Source organism: uncultured Roseibium sp., from assembly GCF_947499295.1.
In the GTDB taxonomy this organism is placed as follows: domain Bacteria; phylum Pseudomonadota; class Alphaproteobacteria; order Rhizobiales; family Stappiaceae; genus Roseibium.
In genome coordinates, this window is sequence record NZ_CANMNP010000011.1 from 12776 (window position 1) to 32449 (window position 19674).

The 19674-nt window shown below is 57.1% G+C and carries 8 protein-coding genes and 1 tRNA gene; 7 read left to right on the forward strand and 2 right to left on the reverse strand.

Annotation, left to right across the window (positions count from 1 at the left end; all coding sequences use genetic code 11):
- Nucleotides 1-70 precede the first annotated feature (70 nt).
- A complete protein-coding gene (gene gyrB, locus Q0835_RS17125) occupies nucleotides 71-2524 on the forward strand; it encodes a DNA topoisomerase (ATP-hydrolyzing) subunit B (RefSeq protein ID WP_298818633.1) in 2454 nt (817 codons plus the stop codon).
- A gap of 53 nt (nucleotides 2525-2577) precedes the next feature.
- Here the strand turns inward: gyrB and Q0835_RS17130 are convergent, their stop codons facing one another.
- Complete coding sequence (locus tag Q0835_RS17130; RefSeq protein WP_298963273.1) at nucleotides 2578-4371, reverse strand: EAL domain-containing protein; 1794 nt, start codon at nucleotides 4369-4371, stop codon at nucleotides 2578-2580.
- A gap of 698 nt (nucleotides 4372-5069) precedes the next feature.
- Between Q0835_RS17130 and Q0835_RS17135 the strand changes: the two genes are divergently transcribed.
- Nucleotides 5070-5432: a septal ring lytic transglycosylase RlpA family protein gene (locus Q0835_RS17135; protein ID WP_298963535.1), complete on the forward strand. Its 363-nt coding sequence runs from the start codon at nucleotides 5070-5072 to the stop codon at nucleotides 5430-5432.
- 369 nt (nucleotides 5433-5801) lie between these two features.
- On the opposite strand, the gene Q0835_RS17140 is transcribed toward Q0835_RS17135, so the two are convergent.
- Nucleotides 5802-7358 (reverse strand): cryptochrome/photolyase family protein, encoded by a 1557-nt coding sequence (locus Q0835_RS17140; protein ID WP_298963276.1) that lies wholly within the window; start codon nucleotides 7356-7358, stop codon nucleotides 5802-5804.
- Nucleotides 7359-7631: 273 nt separating this feature from the next.
- Here Q0835_RS17140 and Q0835_RS17145 point away from each other — a divergent pair.
- The 5 genes from Q0835_RS17145 to Q0835_RS17165 all read left to right on the forward strand — a co-directional run bounded on the left by Q0835_RS17145 (nucleotide 7632) and on the right by Q0835_RS17165 (nucleotide 19630).
- Nucleotides 7632-7708 (forward strand) — tRNA-Arg (locus Q0835_RS17145).
- 185 nt (nucleotides 7709-7893) lie between these two features.
- Entirely contained in the window at nucleotides 7894-8652 is a 759-nt protein-coding gene (locus Q0835_RS17150) for a helix-turn-helix domain-containing protein (protein WP_298815597.1), read from the forward strand.
- A gap of 161 nt (nucleotides 8653-8813) precedes the next feature.
- A complete protein-coding gene (locus Q0835_RS17155; RefSeq protein ID WP_298815595.1) occupies nucleotides 8814-9689 on the forward strand; it encodes a M48 family metalloprotease in 876 nt (291 codons plus the stop codon).
- 628 nt (nucleotides 9690-10317) lie between these two features.
- Entirely contained in the window at nucleotides 10318-10614 is a 297-nt protein-coding gene (locus tag Q0835_RS17160; RefSeq protein WP_281926577.1) for a PRC-barrel domain-containing protein, read from the forward strand.
- A 418-nt stretch (nucleotides 10615-11032) separates the two neighbouring features.
- On the forward strand, nucleotides 11033-19630 hold the full coding sequence (locus tag Q0835_RS17165; protein ID WP_298963278.1) for a glucoamylase family protein: 8598 nt from the start codon (nucleotides 11033-11035) through the stop codon (nucleotides 19628-19630).
- The last annotated feature ends 44 nt before the right edge of the window (nucleotides 19631-19674 follow it).

Here is a 19674-nt window from a genome sequence, read left to right on the forward strand (position 1 = left end):
GCAGTTGAACGACTGCCGGAACCCCGTATAACGGGGTGAGAAAAGATAAATCGATTGGTGATTGATTCGCATGAGCGACACGTCCACGCCTGAGCCTACCCCGAACCCGGAAACAGAAAACGGTGCCGACTATGGCGCCGACAGCATCAAGGTTCTCAAGGGCCTCGATGCCGTCCGCAAACGGCCCGGCATGTATATCGGTGACACGGACGATGGCTCCGGTCTGCACCACATGGTCTACGAGGTGGTCGACAATGCCATCGACGAGGCTTTAGCCGGTCACGCAGATTATGTCACCGTCACGCTTAATCCGGACGGTTCGGTTACCGTGTCAGACAACGGACGCGGCATTCCGACGGACCTGCACTCTGAAGAAGGTGTTTCAGCAGCTGAGGTTATCATGACCCAGCTGCATGCCGGCGGTAAATTCGACCAGAATTCCTACAAGGTTTCCGGTGGTCTGCACGGCGTCGGTGTTTCCGTGGTGAATGCGCTTTCCACCAGGCTTGATCTTCGCATCTGGCGAAACGATCAGGAGCACTTTATGAGTTTCTCCCATGGAGACGCTCAAGAGCCGCTCAAAGTCGTCGGTCCGGCCAATGGCCGGAAAGGAACCGAAGTCACGTTCCTGCCTTCGCCGGAAACCTTCAGCAAAATTGAATTTGATTTCAGCACCCTTGAACACCGTCTGCGCGAGCTGGCATTCCTGAATTCCGGTGCGCGCATCATCCTGACCGACAAACGCGGTGTTGAGGACGTTGTCGAGGAGTTGTTTTACGAAGGTGGACTTGAAGCTTTCGTCCGTTATCTGGACCGGGCAAAGCACCCGCTTATTGAAGATCCCGTCACCATGAGCGCGGAAAAGGACGGGATCACCGTAGAAGCCGCGATGTGGTGGAACGACAGTTATCACGAACAGGTTTTGTGCTTCACAAACAACATCCCGCAACGCGACGGCGGTACACACCTTGCCGGATTCCGTGCTGCACTGACGCGTCAGGTGACCGGCTACGCAGAGGCCACCGGACTTATGAAAAAGGAAAAGGTCTCCCTGTCCGGCGATGACTGCCGTGAAGGCCTGACATGTGTATTGTCGGTCAAGGTGCCGGATCCGAAATTCTCGTCACAAACCAAGGACAAGCTCGTTTCATCCGAGGTGCGTCCGGTCGTTGAGAACCTGATATCCCAGACACTGAGTGAATGGCTTGAGGAAAACCCGGCTCCCGCCAGGTCGATTGTCTCCAAGGTCGTTGAGGCCGCCTCGGCGCGCGAGGCCGCCAGAAAGGCCCGCGAGCTGACCCGCCGCAAGGGTGCACTCGACGTCGCCTCGCTGCCCGGCAAACTGGCGGACTGCCAGGAACGTGATGCTTCGAAAGCCGAACTCTTCCTGGTGGAGGGCGATTCCGCGGGTGGCTCGGCAAAGCAGGGCCGCCATCGGGAAAACCAGGCCGTCCTGCCGTTGCGAGGCAAGATCCTCAACGTGGAGCGGGCGCGCTTTGACAAGATGCTGTCGTCCAATGAAATCGGCACGCTGATTACCGCGCTCGGCACCGGTATCGGCATGGAAGAATTCAATATTGAGAAACTGCGGTACCACAAGATTATCATCATGACCGATGCGGACGTGGATGGTGCCCACATCCGGACATTGCTCTTGACATTCTTCTTCCGCCAAATGCCGCAACTGATCGAAAACGGCTATGTCTATATCGCGCAGCCACCGCTTTATAAGGTCAAGCGTGGCCAGTCCGAGCAATATCTAAAGAACCAACAGGCTCTGGAAGACTACCTGATCGCTCAGGGCCTGGATGACGCATCGCTGACGCTTGCAAATGGCGAAGTGCGCATTGGTCAGGACCTGCTAGGTGTTGTTCAGACAGCCCGGGCGATTTCCGACATTTTCGACGACCTGCACTCTCGCTACAATCGCGACGTCGTCGAACAAGCCGCAATCGCCGGTGCACTCAACACCGAGATTCTGGACGACCGCACGAAGGCCGAAGAAGCGGCTGCCTATATCGCACGCCGCATGGACATTCTCGCCGATGAATTCGAGCGCGGATGGACAGGCGAGGCCCGCGACGATGGCAGTTTGGTGTTCAAACGGACCGTGCGCGGCGTCGAAGAAGCCGCCACAATCGATGCGGCCCTGCTCGGATCGGCAGATGCCCGCCGTCTCGCGGCGCATGCCGAGCATCTGCAAGAAGTCTATGGCAAGGCCGCCGCGCTGCGCCGCAAGGACAACTCAACGGAAATCAGAGGGCCGCGTGCGCTGCTGACACAGGTTTATGCCTTCGGCCAGAAAGGCATTTCTCTTCAGCGCTACAAAGGCCTCGGTGAAATGAACCCCGAGCAACTTTGGGAAACAACCCTCGACCCGAATGTCCGCTCCCTTCTACAGGTCAAGGTTAAGGAAGCCGATGACGCGGACGATATCTTCACCAAACTCATGGGAGACGAGGTGGAGCCACGGCGCGAATTCATCCAGGACAACGCGCTGTCCGTTGCCAATCTCGACATCTAGTCGGGATCTTAAATGAAAAATCAAAAGAGCGGTTTTGCCGCTCTTTTTTGTCCTCACCTCCCCGGCCAGGGCGCGGGAGCACCGAAGAGATGACCCTGCGCTGCCTCGATATTCATCTCCCGCAGCAAGTCTGCTTCTTCAAGCGTTTCGACATGCTTGGCGACAACCTTGATGCCGAGTTCATGAGCCGCCCGTACAAGGCCGTTGAGGATGGCCGCTTTAGCAGGTTCCCCGATGACCTGCTGAGTCAAACCGGACTCCAGCTTCAGCCATTCAACCCGCAGACCCGTCAGGCGTGACAGAACAGGCCAATGACCGGCGAAATCATCTACGGCCGTTTGGCACCCAAGTTCAGCAGCGAACTTGAAAAAGGATTCAACCGTTGCCGGCTCGCGCAGGAAGTCCTTTTCGGCAATCTCCAGGCACAACTTGGCTGCAAGCAACGGGTTGATGGAAAGGCGATGATAAAGGCCATCGCGGAAATTCGGGTCGCGGGCCGATTCAGCCGAGACGTTCATCGTCAGAATTGACCGGTCCGAGCTTCTTTCCGCCGCGTCCAGCACCCGGTCCAGGGTCCAGGCATCCACCTGGGCAATAAATCCTGACCGTTCAGCGGCTGAAATCCATGCCCGGGACGACAGGCCCCTGGCGCGGTCGCCCTGCAACCGCAGCAAAACTTCCTGTCCGCAAACCCGATCGTTCTTCAGGCACATGATCGGCATGGCAAAGAGTGTCAGCTCATTGCCCCGGAAACTGCCGGCATCAGGTAAATCCGCCAGTTCGTTTCGCCGCCGCTGACAATCTGTCGATTGCACGCTGTGGATCTGAACGGATTGTCCGCCGCCCCTCTTGCCGCGCAGGCACGCATGATCTGCAACGCCCAGGAGCGCAGCGGCGTCGATTTCTTCGGCCACGACACTGCTGTCCACAAAGGCGACACCAATGGAGCCGCCAATCGTGAAGACCCTGTCACCGACTTCCAATCTGATCCTTTCAAAGCCATCCAGGACCCTTTCGGCCACATCGAGGGCTGCACCTTCACAGGCAGCGGGAACCATTCCGGCGAACTCATCGCCGCCAATGCGTGCAGCGGTCCCGAATTCACCAAGTGTCAGGCTCAAGCAGGCAGCGACCCGCATGAGCATTTCGTCACCGGCATCATGGCCGCCAAGGTCATTCACCTTCTTGAATTCATCCAGATCGATGTAGTAGACGGCCAGCCCTGTCTCATGGTCGGAGCAAAGTCGCGTCAATTCCCACTTCAGCGCTTTGGTGAAGGCCCGGCGGTTTTCCAGACCCGTCAACGGATCGTGGTAGGCAAGTCTTCGGTTTTCGGCAACGTCATGCGGGCAGTCAATATTGCGCCGGATAACCGCCATCGATGCGCGGCGACGAACACCTTGTTCCTTTCGTTCCTTGATCGGCACAATCCGGACTTCACACATCTGACGGTCTGTCAGGTAACCTGCTGCTTCAAAGCTCCGATTTTCAGGGATATGGAGTGTTTGTGCCAGATCCTCATCTCCCTCCTGCAATGCCTCAATCAAAGCCCCGATGTCATAGTCACTACCGATCAGCTCAAGCAGCATCACGGCTCTTTCCTCTGCACTTTCCGATCCGTCGAAAACAAGAATTTCGTCGGGAAAATGCTCCAACAGGTCGAAACTTGCCGACGCCGATTTGGAAGAAACCTCTGTCCGGGAAACAGTCTCGGGCAGCTGCTTGGCGTCCTGGCCACTTTCTTTCATGTCGAATTGAACAAGGACTGCCTGGTTCGCACCTGTCAGCGACACCACGGAGGTGCAGATCATATGGTGACAGAATTCGCTTCCCGACTTCAGTGTCATTGTGCCGCTGGCCTGCGAAGGGACCCCACTGAATGCAGTCGCCAAGACGGTCTTGCACCGTTTCCAGCTTGACCTCGACAACAATGTTTTCAGCCCGGCGGGCATGAAATCAAGTTTCAAACGGGAGCAGGCATCTCTCAAATGCGTGTTGCAGTGAAGTATGCTTCCGTCCTGCGCAACATAAGCAGCAGCAAATGGCAGGACTTCCAGCAGGGACGTGTGAAATCCCGCAAGACTATTATTATCACTTGTGTGACCGGACCTCTCCAGCCGGTCTTCTAAAAACCGATGGCTGACTTGCACCAGACCGCCCTTTCAAAAACTCGGATCGAAAGGCGCTACCACACTACTTACGCGCCAAAATCATGCATAAAGTATTATCACAGTTCTTTTGATTATTTCTAAAACTGAAAACTTCCCACAACTCTTAGGATTTTTATATTTAACCGGAAATTAACGTTCTACATTCAATATTAACTAAAATTTTATCAAACTTTTCTTCAATTTTCATTTTATTGTTGAATTCACGCCACAATTTTTTCACATCCGCGACGTATTCGTGCCGCGACGGAATGTTAGGCGTCGCCATCACAGTTTCGTCAATTTGTGGCCAGGAGCTGGCCAAGAACCGACAGGATTCAACCATGCATACACACAGCGCTCTCAAGAGCCTGGTGCGGGCAGGTCTTTGCGCAACCATGCTGGCAACGGCAGGATCAGCCGCCTTTGCGTCCAATGATAACTTTACCCAGTGCGGCAAGGCCTCCTGGTACAAATTGGGCGGCACCACAGCCAGCGGTGAGCCCGCCAACCCAAATGGCCTCACGGCAGCGCATCGCACATTGCCATTTGGAACCATGGTTGAGGTGACCAATCTCTCCAACGGAAAATCGGTTACCGTCCGGATCAACGACCGGGGACCTTATTCCAAAGGCCGTGTGATTGATGTGACCTATGCGGCCGCAAAAAAGCTCGGCTTCATCCGCAAAGGAATTACGAAGGTGCATGTCTCGGACGGACCGAAGCAAGTCGCTAAAAACACTAAGCAGTTTTGCCGATAATTTGCGATCAATCGGCCGGCTTCAGCAAACTACACATGCGGAATTTTTCGAATTTCTCTGTAGTAAGCCTCTGTATTTAAAGAGACTATTTAGTGACACGATACTTTCACAACTGACTCAGTATGAATAACGATCAGTCGCATTACAGTGAATCAAAAAATAAAATATTTTACGGTAATGACAATCAATAAAGATGTCGCTAGAGTTGCCGCCGTGGTCGATGGGGCCACGTGCACAGTAACTTTATTCGCGCAGTCTTATGGCTGCGCGTTTTTTTTGTTTTACATCTCAACAATTTGAAAAGTCTGCTTTCCCCCTGTCGGACGCACTTGAAATCAACGCATCCGCAACCTGCATATGCGGGGAACATCATACCTCCCCCTGCTGGTCGAGCCGGCCTAAAATGGCTTCGGCACTGGAGCGGTATTGGTCCTGTTTTTCAGGAGCCATTTTCCGCCAGGTCGCGTAAGGCTGCCCAAGTCGCGGATTGTTTCGAAGGTGAGTTTCGTTCCTGTCGAGAAAATGCCAATAGAGCGCGTTGAACGGACAAGCCCCCTCACCCGTCCTTTGATTGACATCGTAAGAACAGGCCCCGCAATAGTCCGACATCTTGTTAATGTAGTTGCCGCTCGAGATGTACGGCTTGGAGGCCAGCAAGCCGCCATCAGCATACTGGCTCATGCCGATGGTATTCGGTAGCTCGACCCATTCATATGCATCCGCGTAGACCATCAGATACCATTCATGAACTTCGCCTGGATCAACACCGGCAAGCAACGCGAAGTTTCCTGTCACCATCAACCGCTGTATGTGATGCGCATAGGCTTCCTCAAGCGTTTGCGTGACGGCTTCCGCGACACACTTCATCCGCGTTTTTCCCGTCCAGTAAAAGTCCGGCAAAGGCCGGTGGGCTTCCAATGCGTTCTTGGTCGCATAGTCCGGCATTTTCAGCCAATAGATGCCCCGGACGTATTCGCGCCAACCCAGGATCTGCCGGATAAACCCCTCCACGGCATTCAAGGGCGCCTTGCCTTCCAGGTAGGCCGTCTCGACCTTCCGGCAGAGCGTCAGAGCATCAAGAAGCCCGGCATTCAGGTAGGCTGATATGACGGCGTGATAGAGAAATTTTTCGCCTTGTAGCATTGCATCCTGATAGGTGCCGAAATTTGCAAGCGATGTCTCAAGAAACTCCTCGAACGCTGCCTCGGCATCCTGTCTCGTTACCGCGAACCAGAACGGATCGAGCGATCCGAAATGATCGGCAAAACGGTTTGCAACCAGATCAAGAACCTCTTTGGTGATTTTGTCTGGCGCTACCCGTCTCGGCGAGGGCATGAAAAGGTCCGCTTTCGCCGGCTTGCGGTTCTCCGCATCGAAGTTCCACTTGCCTCCCACGGGCTTTTGCCCGTCCATCAGCAGTCCGGTTTTGCGGCGCATGTCCTGATAAAAGTTTTCCATGCGCAACTGCTTTCGCCCTGTTGCCCAAGCGCGAAACTCTGCAGGTGAACACATAAACCGCTGATCTGAAAGGAGCTCCACCGGCAGACCGAGAGCATCCTGCCAGCTGCGCATGCCTTCCATCACACGCCATTCTCCGGGCTCGGTCAGCAGAATTCCTTCCGGGCTCAGACGCTGAGCCGCCCTTTTAATCTCTCCCTTGAAACTGCCCGTGTTGCCTGGCGCATCCAGCTCGACATAATCGACCGCCCAGCCTGCATCGCGCAGCTCTTGCGCAAAATGGCGCATGGCGGAGAACAGGAATGCGATCTTCTTCTTGTGATGACGGACATAAGTCGCCTCTTCCATCACCTCGACCATAAGCACTTGATCCTGCTTCCGCTCGGCCCGCTTCAAGCTGGACATATCGTGCGACAGCTGATCTCCAAGGATCAGCACAAGCTTACGGCAATCGGGCGTTTCGTTCATCGGAACCTGCGACAATTGAGGTCGTTACCAAACAATACGCAGCCGAAGCTTTGCTCTATCACCCCGGCGACATTTTTGTTGTAAACTTTGCTCCCGAACCAGAGCGGCCATGGTCTTCAAAGCACGATTACAGTTTCGGCAATGCCAAAGCCCAGGCGCCTTGCGAGCCGCCAGAATTCCTGTCCAAAATAGCAGAAAGCCATTGCCCCGGGTCCCCGGATCGAGTATCAGACGCGTCTATCCGCCGTGCCATTCTCAATGCATGGCCGAGCAGCACCCGTAGCTCAGCTGGATAGAGCGCTGCCCTCCGAAGGCAGAGGTCACAGGTTCGAATCCTGTCGGGTGCGCCAAAAAAATCAATAATTTCAGTAAGTTACGGAGCGCTCTCAAAAAGAGAAGTTCAGGCACTGCAAATTTTTGCAAGTGTTTTCCGGCGATTTTCGAGTTGTGCTCGTACAAATCCCGTACAGCGCTTCTCTGAAAGTTGGAGGGGCAAATGCACTCGCCTTGCCTGCCTTCCGGCAAGGAGGCATGCATGAGCGAGCGCCGCCCGTTCCGGGAAGTGAAGCTTCAGTGGCTAAGACTGCTGAGCTGTGATGCCAATATCAACGACAATGCCAAGTGCGTAGCGCTCTATATCGTGACCGCACATGTGAACGGCCACACCGAGAAGGCGTGGCCGTCCTACAAGACCGTTGCCGAGGCAACCGGCAAGAGTGTCAAATCCATCCAACGCGCCATCCGGGATCTGGAAATCGGTGGATGGCTCAGCGTTCAACGCGGGAATGGTGTCGGGCACAATACGGAGTATTGCCCTACCGACGCCTCGATCCTAAAGGCCTCCGAGCTTCGAGAAAAGACGGACAAATCTGCCCCCCTTACCCCGTCTGAAGGCGGACAGATCTGTCCCGAAAGGCGGTCAGACGTGTCCGGCAAACGCGGTCAAATCTGTCCACCAAACTTAGAGAAAGAAAAAAATATAAAACCTAACGCGCGTGAGGTGCGCGCGAAGGCCATCTCTCGCCGCTCCGTTCCCGTCGTCGTTCTTCCAACAGCCCGGACCCAGCAGGTCGATGAATGGAACACCTGGCTCGCCGAAAAGGCCCTGCCCAACCTGGCGCGGTTCAATCTCGCAACCAGCGTGAACGGCTCGTCCGGATACCAGCTTCCAGGGCGATGGCCTCCGGAAGGTGGCTCCGACAAAGAGCAGGATTGCTTATCGTATTTTCTGAGCAGACTGCCAGCGAGTGCACACCAGGAAACCGCTCAAGTAGCCTATTTGGAGGCAGCATAACCGCTGCGGAATTGCCATTGTTGCAGATACCGAAAGCTTCATCGAACTAGCCCAAACTCGAGTGGAAATCCTTGTTGAAACATCAGCCAGCATCTGATTGAAGCTCCAAACAAAACACTCAATGCGCGAATATGCAGACGAAGAAATTGGGAAAGTTCATTATGAAAATTGTCGCGAGAATTGCAGCAATCGAGCTCGTTCGCACCGTCTCATTGGTTGCCGCGGCAGCGTCAGCCTTTTGCATGGTGATGCTCACGTACTATGTCTTGGCGCTTCCTTTTTCTCTCTATTTTGGTCGTATTCTGCTTGAAGACTGGCAAGTCTTTTCAATGGCATTTGGATTGGCGGTTCTGCCGGCTATCTTTGTTGCCAAAGTGCCAGCCGTCGCCGCGAGCAATTTCGATGTGATTTTCGCAACAAGGCGCCCTTCTGAGCGGGAAATGACGTTGTTTGGCGGAGTCGAGGCGCTTCTGCAAGAGCGGTCTGTCGCGACAGGGATCAGGCTTCCCAGGTTGGTTTGGCGGATTCAGGACAGCGGGGAACTCAATGCCTTTGCCTATGCGCACAATCGGGTCGTGTTCACCAAAGGGCTGTTGCTCAAGTATGAGGACACGCCTTCCGGTATTGAGCGTCTAAGCGGTGTCATCGCCCATGAAATCGGACACTTACGCAATTGGGATACTCGATTCCAAATGTTGCATCACTATCTCAATCTTCCCATCAATTTCGGCGTTGGTATTGCCGACAGGACGCTCAACCGGATCCCCTTCTTCGGTTTGCTGTTCATTGCCATGACAACAGTCCTATGCATCCCGGCCAAGGTCGCTGAGATGCTCATCAATTCGATATCGAGGTTCACCGAGTACGAGGCCGACCGATTTGCCGCCCGTCTTATTGAGGGAAACCGACTTTCTGAAATTCTAGACGACTTCTCGAAGATGGAAGAACAACAGAGCGACACTTTCAGCGCGTGGATACAGCGCTCTCATCCGCCGGCAGAATTGCGACATGAGGCCGTATCGAAACACGTTCTTTGAAAAGACCAGTGCCCTATTGGTCAGGGCGCTGCTGACGAACGACCGCTTCGCGTCCCCATACCAGTCGTTCGAACTGAAATGTCGCGGCCTGGAAGCCGACAAAAACCGCAAGCTTTGGATCGATGTGGGTGCCCCAAAAAACGACCCTTAGATCAATTTCGCGATATTCTTAAAGTTGCTGTTAGGTCACGCGCCTTGTGAGCTGTTGACATTGGCCGAATTCAGCGATGCATTGGTTAACTGCTCAGGACGCCCGACTGTGCCAGAATATCCTACCGGAAGTATTCAGGGCAACAATCGAGCCGCTGCAGTTGGCCAGCCGGAAACCGGGGTGGTTTTCGTCGATCTCTACATAAACGACGGTCAAAAGTTTGCATCACCACCGCCGACACGGTTCAGAGACCCGCAACTGAATATCTGGCTGCGGATTAGCCGGAAATGTGACGACACGCTAACCCACATCAGCATGCATCGCCACCGCTGCTGCTATGTTGTCACACAGCTTCAAAGATGGGCGACGCCATTAAACCCGGCACCAAACAGCTACTGACAAGTCACTTTTACCTGTCTGGCAACTCTGATCGGGCCTGGCGCCTATCGCGCACTCCAGCTACACCCAGGAGGTCCCATGGACCATTCATCACATGAGCCGCTTCAGGCCGGCGAGATCATTGCGGCTAACGTCAAGGGCACCGATATCTACGGACCCGATGATAAAGTGATGGGCAATGTCTCCGAAATGCTCGGCACCGGTCAGTATGCAAGGGCGGTCATTGAAGTTGGCGGCTTTTTCGGAATCGGGGTCAAGCAAGTTGCCCTTGATGTGTCACGCATCGACTTCATGCGCGATGAAAACGGAAAAGTCCTTGCTCACACCAAGATGAGCAAGGTCGAATTGAAAAACCTGCCGAAGCATCGAGGTTGAGCTGTCAAAGACAAAATCAACTGATCGGAACACTATCCGAAGCGCTTAAACACGCCGGAAAATGGCCTTCAGACGCGAGCACAGGAAAACGAAATGGCAAAGGGCAAAAGCCGCCGTGGCAGAGAAGACAGAAAGCCGAAACGGAAAAAGACCACGCCTGTCCCGCCAACTTCTTTCAACAAGGAGTTGACCTTCGAGACGAAACCGAAGGCAAAAATTGCCTGAACTGGCTTTGTGGCAGGACAATTGCCAATCTAACCGGGCATTGAACGCTGCTGCCAATAGGGCTTGCGCGGACAGATCCTTGATCGTGAATAGGCTTTGCTGCGGCCTGTAAATTTCCTCCGGCGGCATCTTGCATGCAGCACCGCCATTTCTCTGCTCGATGTTCGGCCAAAATTAGCATCGGAGGTTCCTGATGATCGTCGGGTTTCCCGGTTGGTTGCCGCTTCGACGGGCAAGCAAAGCCCCTTGGAACGATATCAATCCTGTACGTGCAGAGATGTTCGGGGCCGAACGTCTGGAACAGCATGCGGCGAGTCTGGCAGAACAACAAGACGTCACCCTTAAACCACCACGTGTCGTGTCGTTGCAGCGCCGGCTGGAAGAAAATGCGATTGCCTTGTCGGCCACGCACAAGGCCTGCAATCTTGAACTTGCAGCCGGTCACCCGATCGTGCCTGCTGCTCAGTGGCTTCTGGATAACTATCACCAGGTCGCGGCGCAAATCGGCGAAAGCCGCACCGATCTGCCGGCCAGTTACTACCGAACGCTGCCAAAGCTCTCAGATGGCGCGTTTCGAGGCTATCCGCGAGTCTTCGGACTGGTCTGGACCTATGTGGCACACACGGACAGCCACCTCGATGCGGTGATGCTATCCAGATTTATCCGCGCCTACCAACAGGTGCAGCCCCTGACCATCGGCGAACTCTGGGCGATTCCAATCACGCTGCGCCTCGTTCTTCTGGAAAATCTCCGGCGCCTCTCCGACCAGATCCGCATGGGTCACAAAAGACGCCATGAGGCTGACCAGCTTGCAGACCGTGTTCTCGGCGCAGGGAACACGCAAACCCACCCACTAGCCTACTTAGAAGCTGGCCTGAATGGGCGCATGTCCGAAGTCTTTGCGGCTCAACTGGCCAAGCGGCTTCGAGATTGCGATCCGCTCATCACTCCGGCTATCGGCTGGCTCGAGGAGCGTTTGGCGGCGCAGGGCAGCGATATTGATCTTGTTGTGCACCATTCACAGGAACGTCAGGGCGCTTCCAACGTCTCGGTGCGAAACGTCATCACGAGTCTGCGCACAATTTCCGAGATGGACTGGCCGGATCTGTTCGAGAGTGTCAGCCTCGTCGATGCGAAGCTGCGGGAATACGCGGGGTTTGCCGCAATGGATTTCGCCAGCCGCAATCTCTATAGAACGGCCATCGAGGATCTTGCCCGGCACTGTGATCGCAGCGAAATCGAGGTGGCAGGGTTGGCGCTCGAGGCCGCAGGCAGAGCGTCAGAGATGGCTGCAACGTCTCTCTCCGACGCACTTTGTCGGCGCCGAGGCGATCCCGGCTGGCATCTGTTTGCAGAAGGGCGGATCACCTTTGAGCGCCAAATCGGTTTTCGGCGAGCCTGGCGGCCCTGGCTTCACTTTCACCCCAGTCTTTCAGGTTACGCCGGCAGCATCATTGGCGTCGCCCTTGGCTTGCTCGTGCTTGGCCTCTGGGCGGTTACAGGTCTCGCCAACGCCCCCGTTTCGGGAGCGTTTCTGATCCTGTGGGCCGTCGTAGCCCTGATCCCTGCAAGTACTGTTTCGCAAATTCTTGTCGATCGCCTGCTCGGTTGGACAGTCCCTGCCACCGCGCTGCCGGGTTTGGCGCTCGAAGACGGGATTCCAGCCTCGCTGCGCACTTTAGTCGTCGTGCCGACACTCCTGACAAATGTCAGCGATATGCGCGCGCAGATCGAAGGACTGGAAGTTCATTATCTGTCAGGTACAAAAGGAGATGTCACTTTCGCGCTTCTCACCGATGGCGTGGACACCCCTCACCAGAACATGCCGGGCGATGCGGCACTTGTGACACTGATCGACAAGGAAATCGCCAGGCTGAACCAGCTCTATGGTTCGGCCCCGTCGGGCGTGCGCTTTTTGCATCTGCATCGCCAGCGCCGGTATAATCCGGTTGAGAAACTCTGGATGGGATGGGAACGCAAGCGCGGCAAACTGCAGGAACTGAACCGCCTGCTGCGCGGTGCCACGGACACCGACTACCGTACCCCTGATGGCGGCATCCCAGTCGTCCCTCCTGACGTCCGGTATGTATTGACGCTGGATTCCGATACACGGATGCCACGCGACACGGTGCGACGGCTGGTCGGCAAGATGGCACACCCGTTAAGCCGCCCTGTTATCGACCCCGTCTTGCGCCGGGTAGGCGCGGGTCATGCGATCCTGCAACCTCGCGTCACTCCTGCCCTGCCGGCTGCGCGCAGTGGTACAGCCTTTCAGAATGCCACATCCGGGCCAGGCGGAATGGACCCCTATGCCGCAGCTGCGTCAGACATCTATCAGGATCTCTTCGGTGAAGGGTGCTTCACCGGCAAGGGCATTTACGATCTTGACGCATTCGAGACGGTGATGGCCGGGCGCGTTCCTGAAAACACCTTGTTGAGCCATGATTTGCTGGAGGGAATTTTCGCTCGAGCCGGACTAGCCTCAGACGTCGAGCTCGTTGAAACCTTTCCTGATCGGCAGGACCTTGCGGCACGCCGTATCCATCGCTGGTGCCGGGGCGATTGGCAGCTGTTGCCCTGGCTGGGACCGCACGGCGGGCTGGGTGCACTTGGGCGGCTCAAGGTTCTGGACACGCTGCGGCGCTCGCTTCTGGCGCCGGCGACCCTGGGCACGCTGGCACTGGGTTGGCTGCTACCCGGTCCGGCTGCCATTCTGATAACCGCGCTGGTATTGGCGATCCTGATGCTGCCGTCGTTCCTTCATGCGGCGGTTTCAGCAGTGCCGCATCGTGCCGGACTACATCTTCGAACACATCTGCGTCTGATGCGCGAAGATCTGGCGCTGGCGTTGCTTCAGACCGGGCTTGCGGCAGCTTTTCTTGCCGATGCCAGCTGGCGTTCGCTCGATGCCATCACACGTACACTGTGGCGATTGCTGGTCTCCCGTCGGCACTTGCTGCAATGGACCACCGCCGCCTCTCTCGCCGCGGCCCCGCGCCTGGATCTGGGCGGCTTCACGCGGGCCATGGCGCCTGGCACCACACTGGGACTGGCCCTGGCCGGGTTGACCGCCTTTGCCGCCCCGGCTTCGCTGCCGCTGATCCTGCCTTTCGCCGGGCTCTGGCTTGCTGCGCCTTTCATCGCCTTGCGCGTGAGCGAAATTCCCAAGCCAGGACCCGAAGCAACGTTGACACCTCAGGACGCACAGGCGCTACGTCTGATTGCCCGCCGGACCTGGCGCTATTTCGAGACATTCGTCACCACGGAAGACTGCCATTTGCCGCCAGACAATTTTCAGGAAAATCCCAGTCCTTCGATTGCCCACCGCACCTCTCCCACCAATATCGGGCTCTATCTTCTGGCAACAGTGGCTGCGCGCGACTTCGGCTGGATCAGCCTTAAACAGGTTGCCGAGCGGGTCTCCGCGACTCTTGATTCGATGGAAACGTTGCCGCGTCTCAATGGACATTTCTACAACTGGTACAGCACGCAGGATGGCCGGGTCCTTGACCCTCCCTACATCTCGTCGGTGGACAGCGGAAATCTTGCTGGACATCTGATCGCGCTTGCCAATGCGTGTGAAGAGTGGGCGGAGGCGCCTGCCGCGGATCTGCGACGCCGTCGCAGCGGTCTCGCCGATCTGTTGGACTTGGTCGAGATCGACGCAGTTCGGGCCGGCGTACTGCCAGATTCTAGCTTCCCTGCCACGATGCGGTCATTACGAGATAGCCTGGCACAATCCGAGATCGACTGGTCCGCCTTACAACACCTCGCCACCGAAGCAGAAAACTCCACAGGGGCCAGCAACCTGTCAGATGCGAGCGCACGATCCTGGCTGTCACTGTTGCGCGACAGTCTGAACGAAATGGCCGCAGACGCGGTTGGCTTTGGCATCGACCGATCCGATCTCGCCAGGCATCTGCGACAGCTCGGCGAAACCGCGCGCAGATTGGCGATGGAGATGGATTTCGCCTTTCTGCTGAACCCAGAGCGCAAACTGCTCTCAATAGGCTATTCGGTGCACGAAAACGCGCTCGACCCGGCTTGCTACGACCTCCTGGCGTCCGAGGCCCGTCTGGCGAGCCTATTAGCCATTGCCAAACAAGATATCCCTCCACGCCATTGGTTCCGGCTGAGCCGTGCCTCGACTGCGGTTCGTGGCGGCACAGCGCTTGTTTCATGGGCTGGATCGATGTTCGAATACCTGATGCCTGAGCTGGTGATGCGCGAACCCGAAGGTAGTCAGCTCGGACGCACCTGCCGATTGGCCGTCGCACGCCAGATCGCCTATGGCAAGGCTCAAAGTGTTCCCTGGGGTATCTCCGAATCCGGTTTCAATGCGCGGGATTTGGAATTCATCTACCAATACTCCTCTTTCGGCGTTCCCGGACTGGGGTTGAAACGCGGCCTTGCCGGCGATCTTGTGATCGCGCCCTATGCGACTGGTCTTGCCGCGATGCTCGATCCTGCCGCTGCGCGGAGGAATTACGACGCGATCGAAGGGTTAGGTGGACTTGGGGTCTTTGGCTTCTATGAAGCATTGGATTTCACCTCCGCCCGGGTGCTGCCCGGCCAGCGTTTGTCGGTTGTGCAAAGCTATATGGCCCATCATCAGGGAATGACCATCGCGGCTATTGCCAATGCATTGACTGACGGGCAGATGCGCGCGCGCTTCCACCGCGAGCCGATGATCCATGCCAGCGAACTGCTGCTACATGAGCGGTTGCCGCGCGATATCGCCCGCACACTTCCACCTCTCGAAGAGCCGGCGAAGAACCTCATGCAACCTTCGGAAGTGGAGCGAGGGCGGCGGATCTCATGTTGTCCGAGCGGTCTGCCCGTCAGCCATCTGATGTCGAACGGGCATTATGCTGTCATGTTGACCGCGACGGGAGGAAGTTATAGCCGTTGGGGAGACATCGCACTGACCCGCTGGGGAGAGGATGCGACACGTGACCATCAAGGCGCTTTACTGCACCTGCGGGACATTTCGGACGGGACGGTGCAGAGCTTTGGCCCCTGTCAGGAAGGGGCGACGACGTCCGACCAGGCCGTACAGTTTTTTGAAGACCACACGACCTTCACTGCCCAAACGGGGCGGCTTGACACGGTGCTCGACATCCTCGTCTCCGGTGAGGCCGATGCAGAGGTGCGCCGCCTGTCCATCACCAATTCGGGGCGCGGTGCTTGCGAGCTGGATGTAACTTCCTATGTCGAATTGACGCTGGCGACCCCTGCCTCTGAAACAGCTCATCCCGCTTTCTCACGGATGTTCGTGCAGACCGACTTCCTACCCGAATACGATGCGTTGATTGCATGGCGTCGCCGTCGTAGTCCGGACGAGCCGGAGATTTGGGCCGCACAGTTCATGAGAGTGGAAGGCGAGACAATCGCCCCCTTGCAATATGACACCGACCGAGCCACGGCACTCGGCCGCGACCAGGAACAGGCTCGGCCCCGCGCCATAACTCACCCCGGCCCGTTGGCGGGCCACACCGGAACAGTGCTCGATCCAGTCTTCGCCTTGCGCAACCGGCTACGCATCTCGCCGGGAGATACTGCACGTCTGATGGTCTGGATGGTTGCCGCAGATAGCCGAGAGGCGCTGATCGACCTGATCGATCGTCATCATGACAGCAATGCCTATGACCGTGCTCGAACGCTGGCATGGACCCAGGCTCAAGTGCAATTGCGTCATCTCGGCATTTCGCCGGATGAAGCCGCTGATTTCCAGCGTCTCGCGGCGCCGATCCTTTATCACGACATCAGGTTCCGGCCACCTGCGGCTGTTTTGGCAAAAGGGTCCGGACGGCAATCGGGCTTGTGGCCGCTGGCAATTTCTGGGGATCTACCTATCGTTTTGCTGCGCATCGACGATCCGGCAGACATCGGACAGGTCCGCGCGTTGCTCCAAGCTCATGAATACTGGCTTGGCAAACAACTGTCCGTGGACCTGGTTATTCTCAATGAAAACCCTGCCTCCTATGTGAAGGACCTGCAGACGGCAATAGACACTGCCCTGCGCAGCAGCCACTCCAGGCCACGCAGCGGCGAACAGCGTGTGCGGGGAGCGGTGTTCACACTTCGCTCCGATTTGATCGCACCGGAGGCTCGCGCGCAGCTTCTGGCAGCCGCAAGGGTGGTTCTTTTGGCACGTCGCGGCAAAATTGGTGATCAGCTTGTCATGGCGCTGAAGGATACCGACCTTTTCCTTGCCGAAGAGAGACTGGCAGAAATACTTCCGGAACCGGCCGGGCGCACCACTTCGAGGATAACCGACAAATCCGCAGTTCTCGATAGTCCAGCAGATCTGCTGGCCGCTGGTGAAAGTCTGGAGTTCTTCAACGGCACTGGCGGATTTGACCAGGACGGGCGGGAGTACGTAATCCTGCTCGGCCCGAACGACACGACCCCAGCTCCCTGGATCAACGTTATTGCCAATCCCGGTTTCGGATTCCAGGTATCGGCGAGCGGGAGCGGTTTCACGTGGGCCGAAAACAGCCGTGACAACCAATTGACACCCTGGTCCAACGATGCTGTGGCAGATCCGGCGGGCGAGGCCTTTTATATCCGAGACGACGACAACGGCACGCTGATCTCGCCGACCAGCCGTCCGCTGCGCAGGACAAGGGACGGGACCGGAGAAAAAACCGGGCTGTATATCGTGCAGCATGGGTTCGGTTACAGCAAGTTCGAACATCAGGCGGACGGCATTGCCTGTGACCTGGTGCAATTCGTGCCTCGCGAAGACCCGGTACGGGTCTCGGTGCTACGTCTGAAGAATACCGGCCAGAAGCCGCGTCATCTGAGCGTTGCCGCCTATAGCGAGCCGGTGATGGGAGTGTCGCGTGCCGCCTCTGCGCCTTTTCTTATTAGTTCACGTGATGGAGCGACCGGAGCCCTGCTGGTATGCAATCCCTGGAACACCACTTTTCCAGGCCGTGTTATGTTCACCGGCCTTTACGGCCCAGGGGCGGGTGTTGAAAGCTGGACAGGCGATCGCACGGAGTTTCTCGGACCGGGTGGGAGCGTAGCTGCCCCCGCAGCGCTTCACCACCAGCCAACTCTTTCGGGCCGGCTTGGTGCCGGGTTCGACCCCTGCCTTGCGCAAATGAAGGCTGTTGTGCTTGCCCCTGGTGAAAGCGTCGAGGTTTTGCATTTGCTCGGCCAATGCACTGATGCGGCGACAGTTGGTGCGCTGGTCCGGCGCCTTCGCTCGTCAGATCCGCTCAAGATGCTGGCGGAAGTTCAAAAATATTGGACCGAAACTCTGGGCGCACTCCAGATAGAGACACCTGACCGGGCGATGGACATCATGGTCAACGGCTGGTTGCCCTATCAGACTCTTGCTTGCCGGATCGAGGCGCGGGCGGCCTTCTATCAGGCGAGCGGTGCCTTTGGCTTCCGGGACCAGCTGCAGGACAACATGGCGCTCACGTTGACGCGGCCCGAGCATACCCGAGCCCACTTGCTGCGTGCCGCCGCACGTCAATTTCCCGAGGGCGACGTGCAGCATTGGTGGCTGCCGCATTCCGGACAGGGCGTACGCACGCGTATTTCGGATGATTGTGTCTGGCTCGGTCACGCGGTTGCCGCCTATGTTGCCAGCACGGGCGATGCAGCGGTGCTCGACGAACGTGTACCATTTCTGGAGGGGCACCGCCTTTGCGAGGGCGAACATGAAGCCTTCTTCCTGCCCGACGAAGCAGGCGACGACGCGTCGCTATTCACACACTGCGTGCTCGGGTTGGACCGCGCCCTGACGCTGACCAGCCCGTTTGGTCTGCCACTGATCGGCACAGGCGACTGGAACGACGGCATGAATCGCGTTGGCGCCGAAAGCCATGGTGAAAGCATCTGGTTAGGCTGGCTTCTGCTGCAGACACTGAAGGCTTTCATTCCGCTGGCCGAGCCGCGCGACCCGGAGATTGCACGACGTTGGCGAACGAGGGCCGAAGCTTTGCGCCAGTCCATAGAGAAAAATGGATGGGATGGGGACTGGTATCGCCGGGCGACTTTCGACGATGGCACCTGGCTCGGCACGGCATCTGCGCGCACCTGCCGTATCGATTCGATCGTGCAAAGCTGGGCGGTGCTGTCGGGAAAGGCTGATCCCGTGCGCGCAAATCGTGCGATGGAAGCTTTTGACCGCCTTCTTGTAGACCACGCCGACGGGCTGTCTCTGTTGTTCACCCCACCATTCGGCACGGACCCCACGCCCGGGAACCGCGATCCGGGATATATCGCCGCTTACCCACCAGGCCTGCGCGAAAATGGCGGGCAGTACAGCCATGCCGCGATGTGGGCGATCCTCGCCTGGGCGAGGCTGGGACGCGGCGATCGTGCTGCCGAGCTATTCTCGCTGGTCAATCCTATCAATCACTCGAGAACGGCAGATGCCGCACAGCGTTACAAGACCGAAGCTTATGCCGTCGCAGCCGACGTCTATTCCGTTGCGCCGCATATCGGCCGCGGTGGTTGGAGCTGGTACACCGGCTCAGCCGCCTGGATGCACCGTGCAGCGATCGAGGGGATCCTCGGCATTACCCGTGAGGGCAATCGCCTGCGCGTGGCACCCAACATCCCGGCGGACTGGCCAGGCTTTTCTGCTCGTCTGAAAGTAGCGGATACCTTGTGCGAAATTCGGGTAGTCCACACAGAAGATGCCGAGGTCCGGCTTGACGGGCAGGATATCGCAGCGGGGCCAGAGGTGTTTCTGCCGCTCGATGGTACCTCTCACGATCTGTTCCTTGGCCTCAGTCATGTCGAGCGAAAGACACCTGCCGTGTGACAGAGCCGGGTTAAAAGACGGCTGCGAAAAGAGAACGCGCCCTC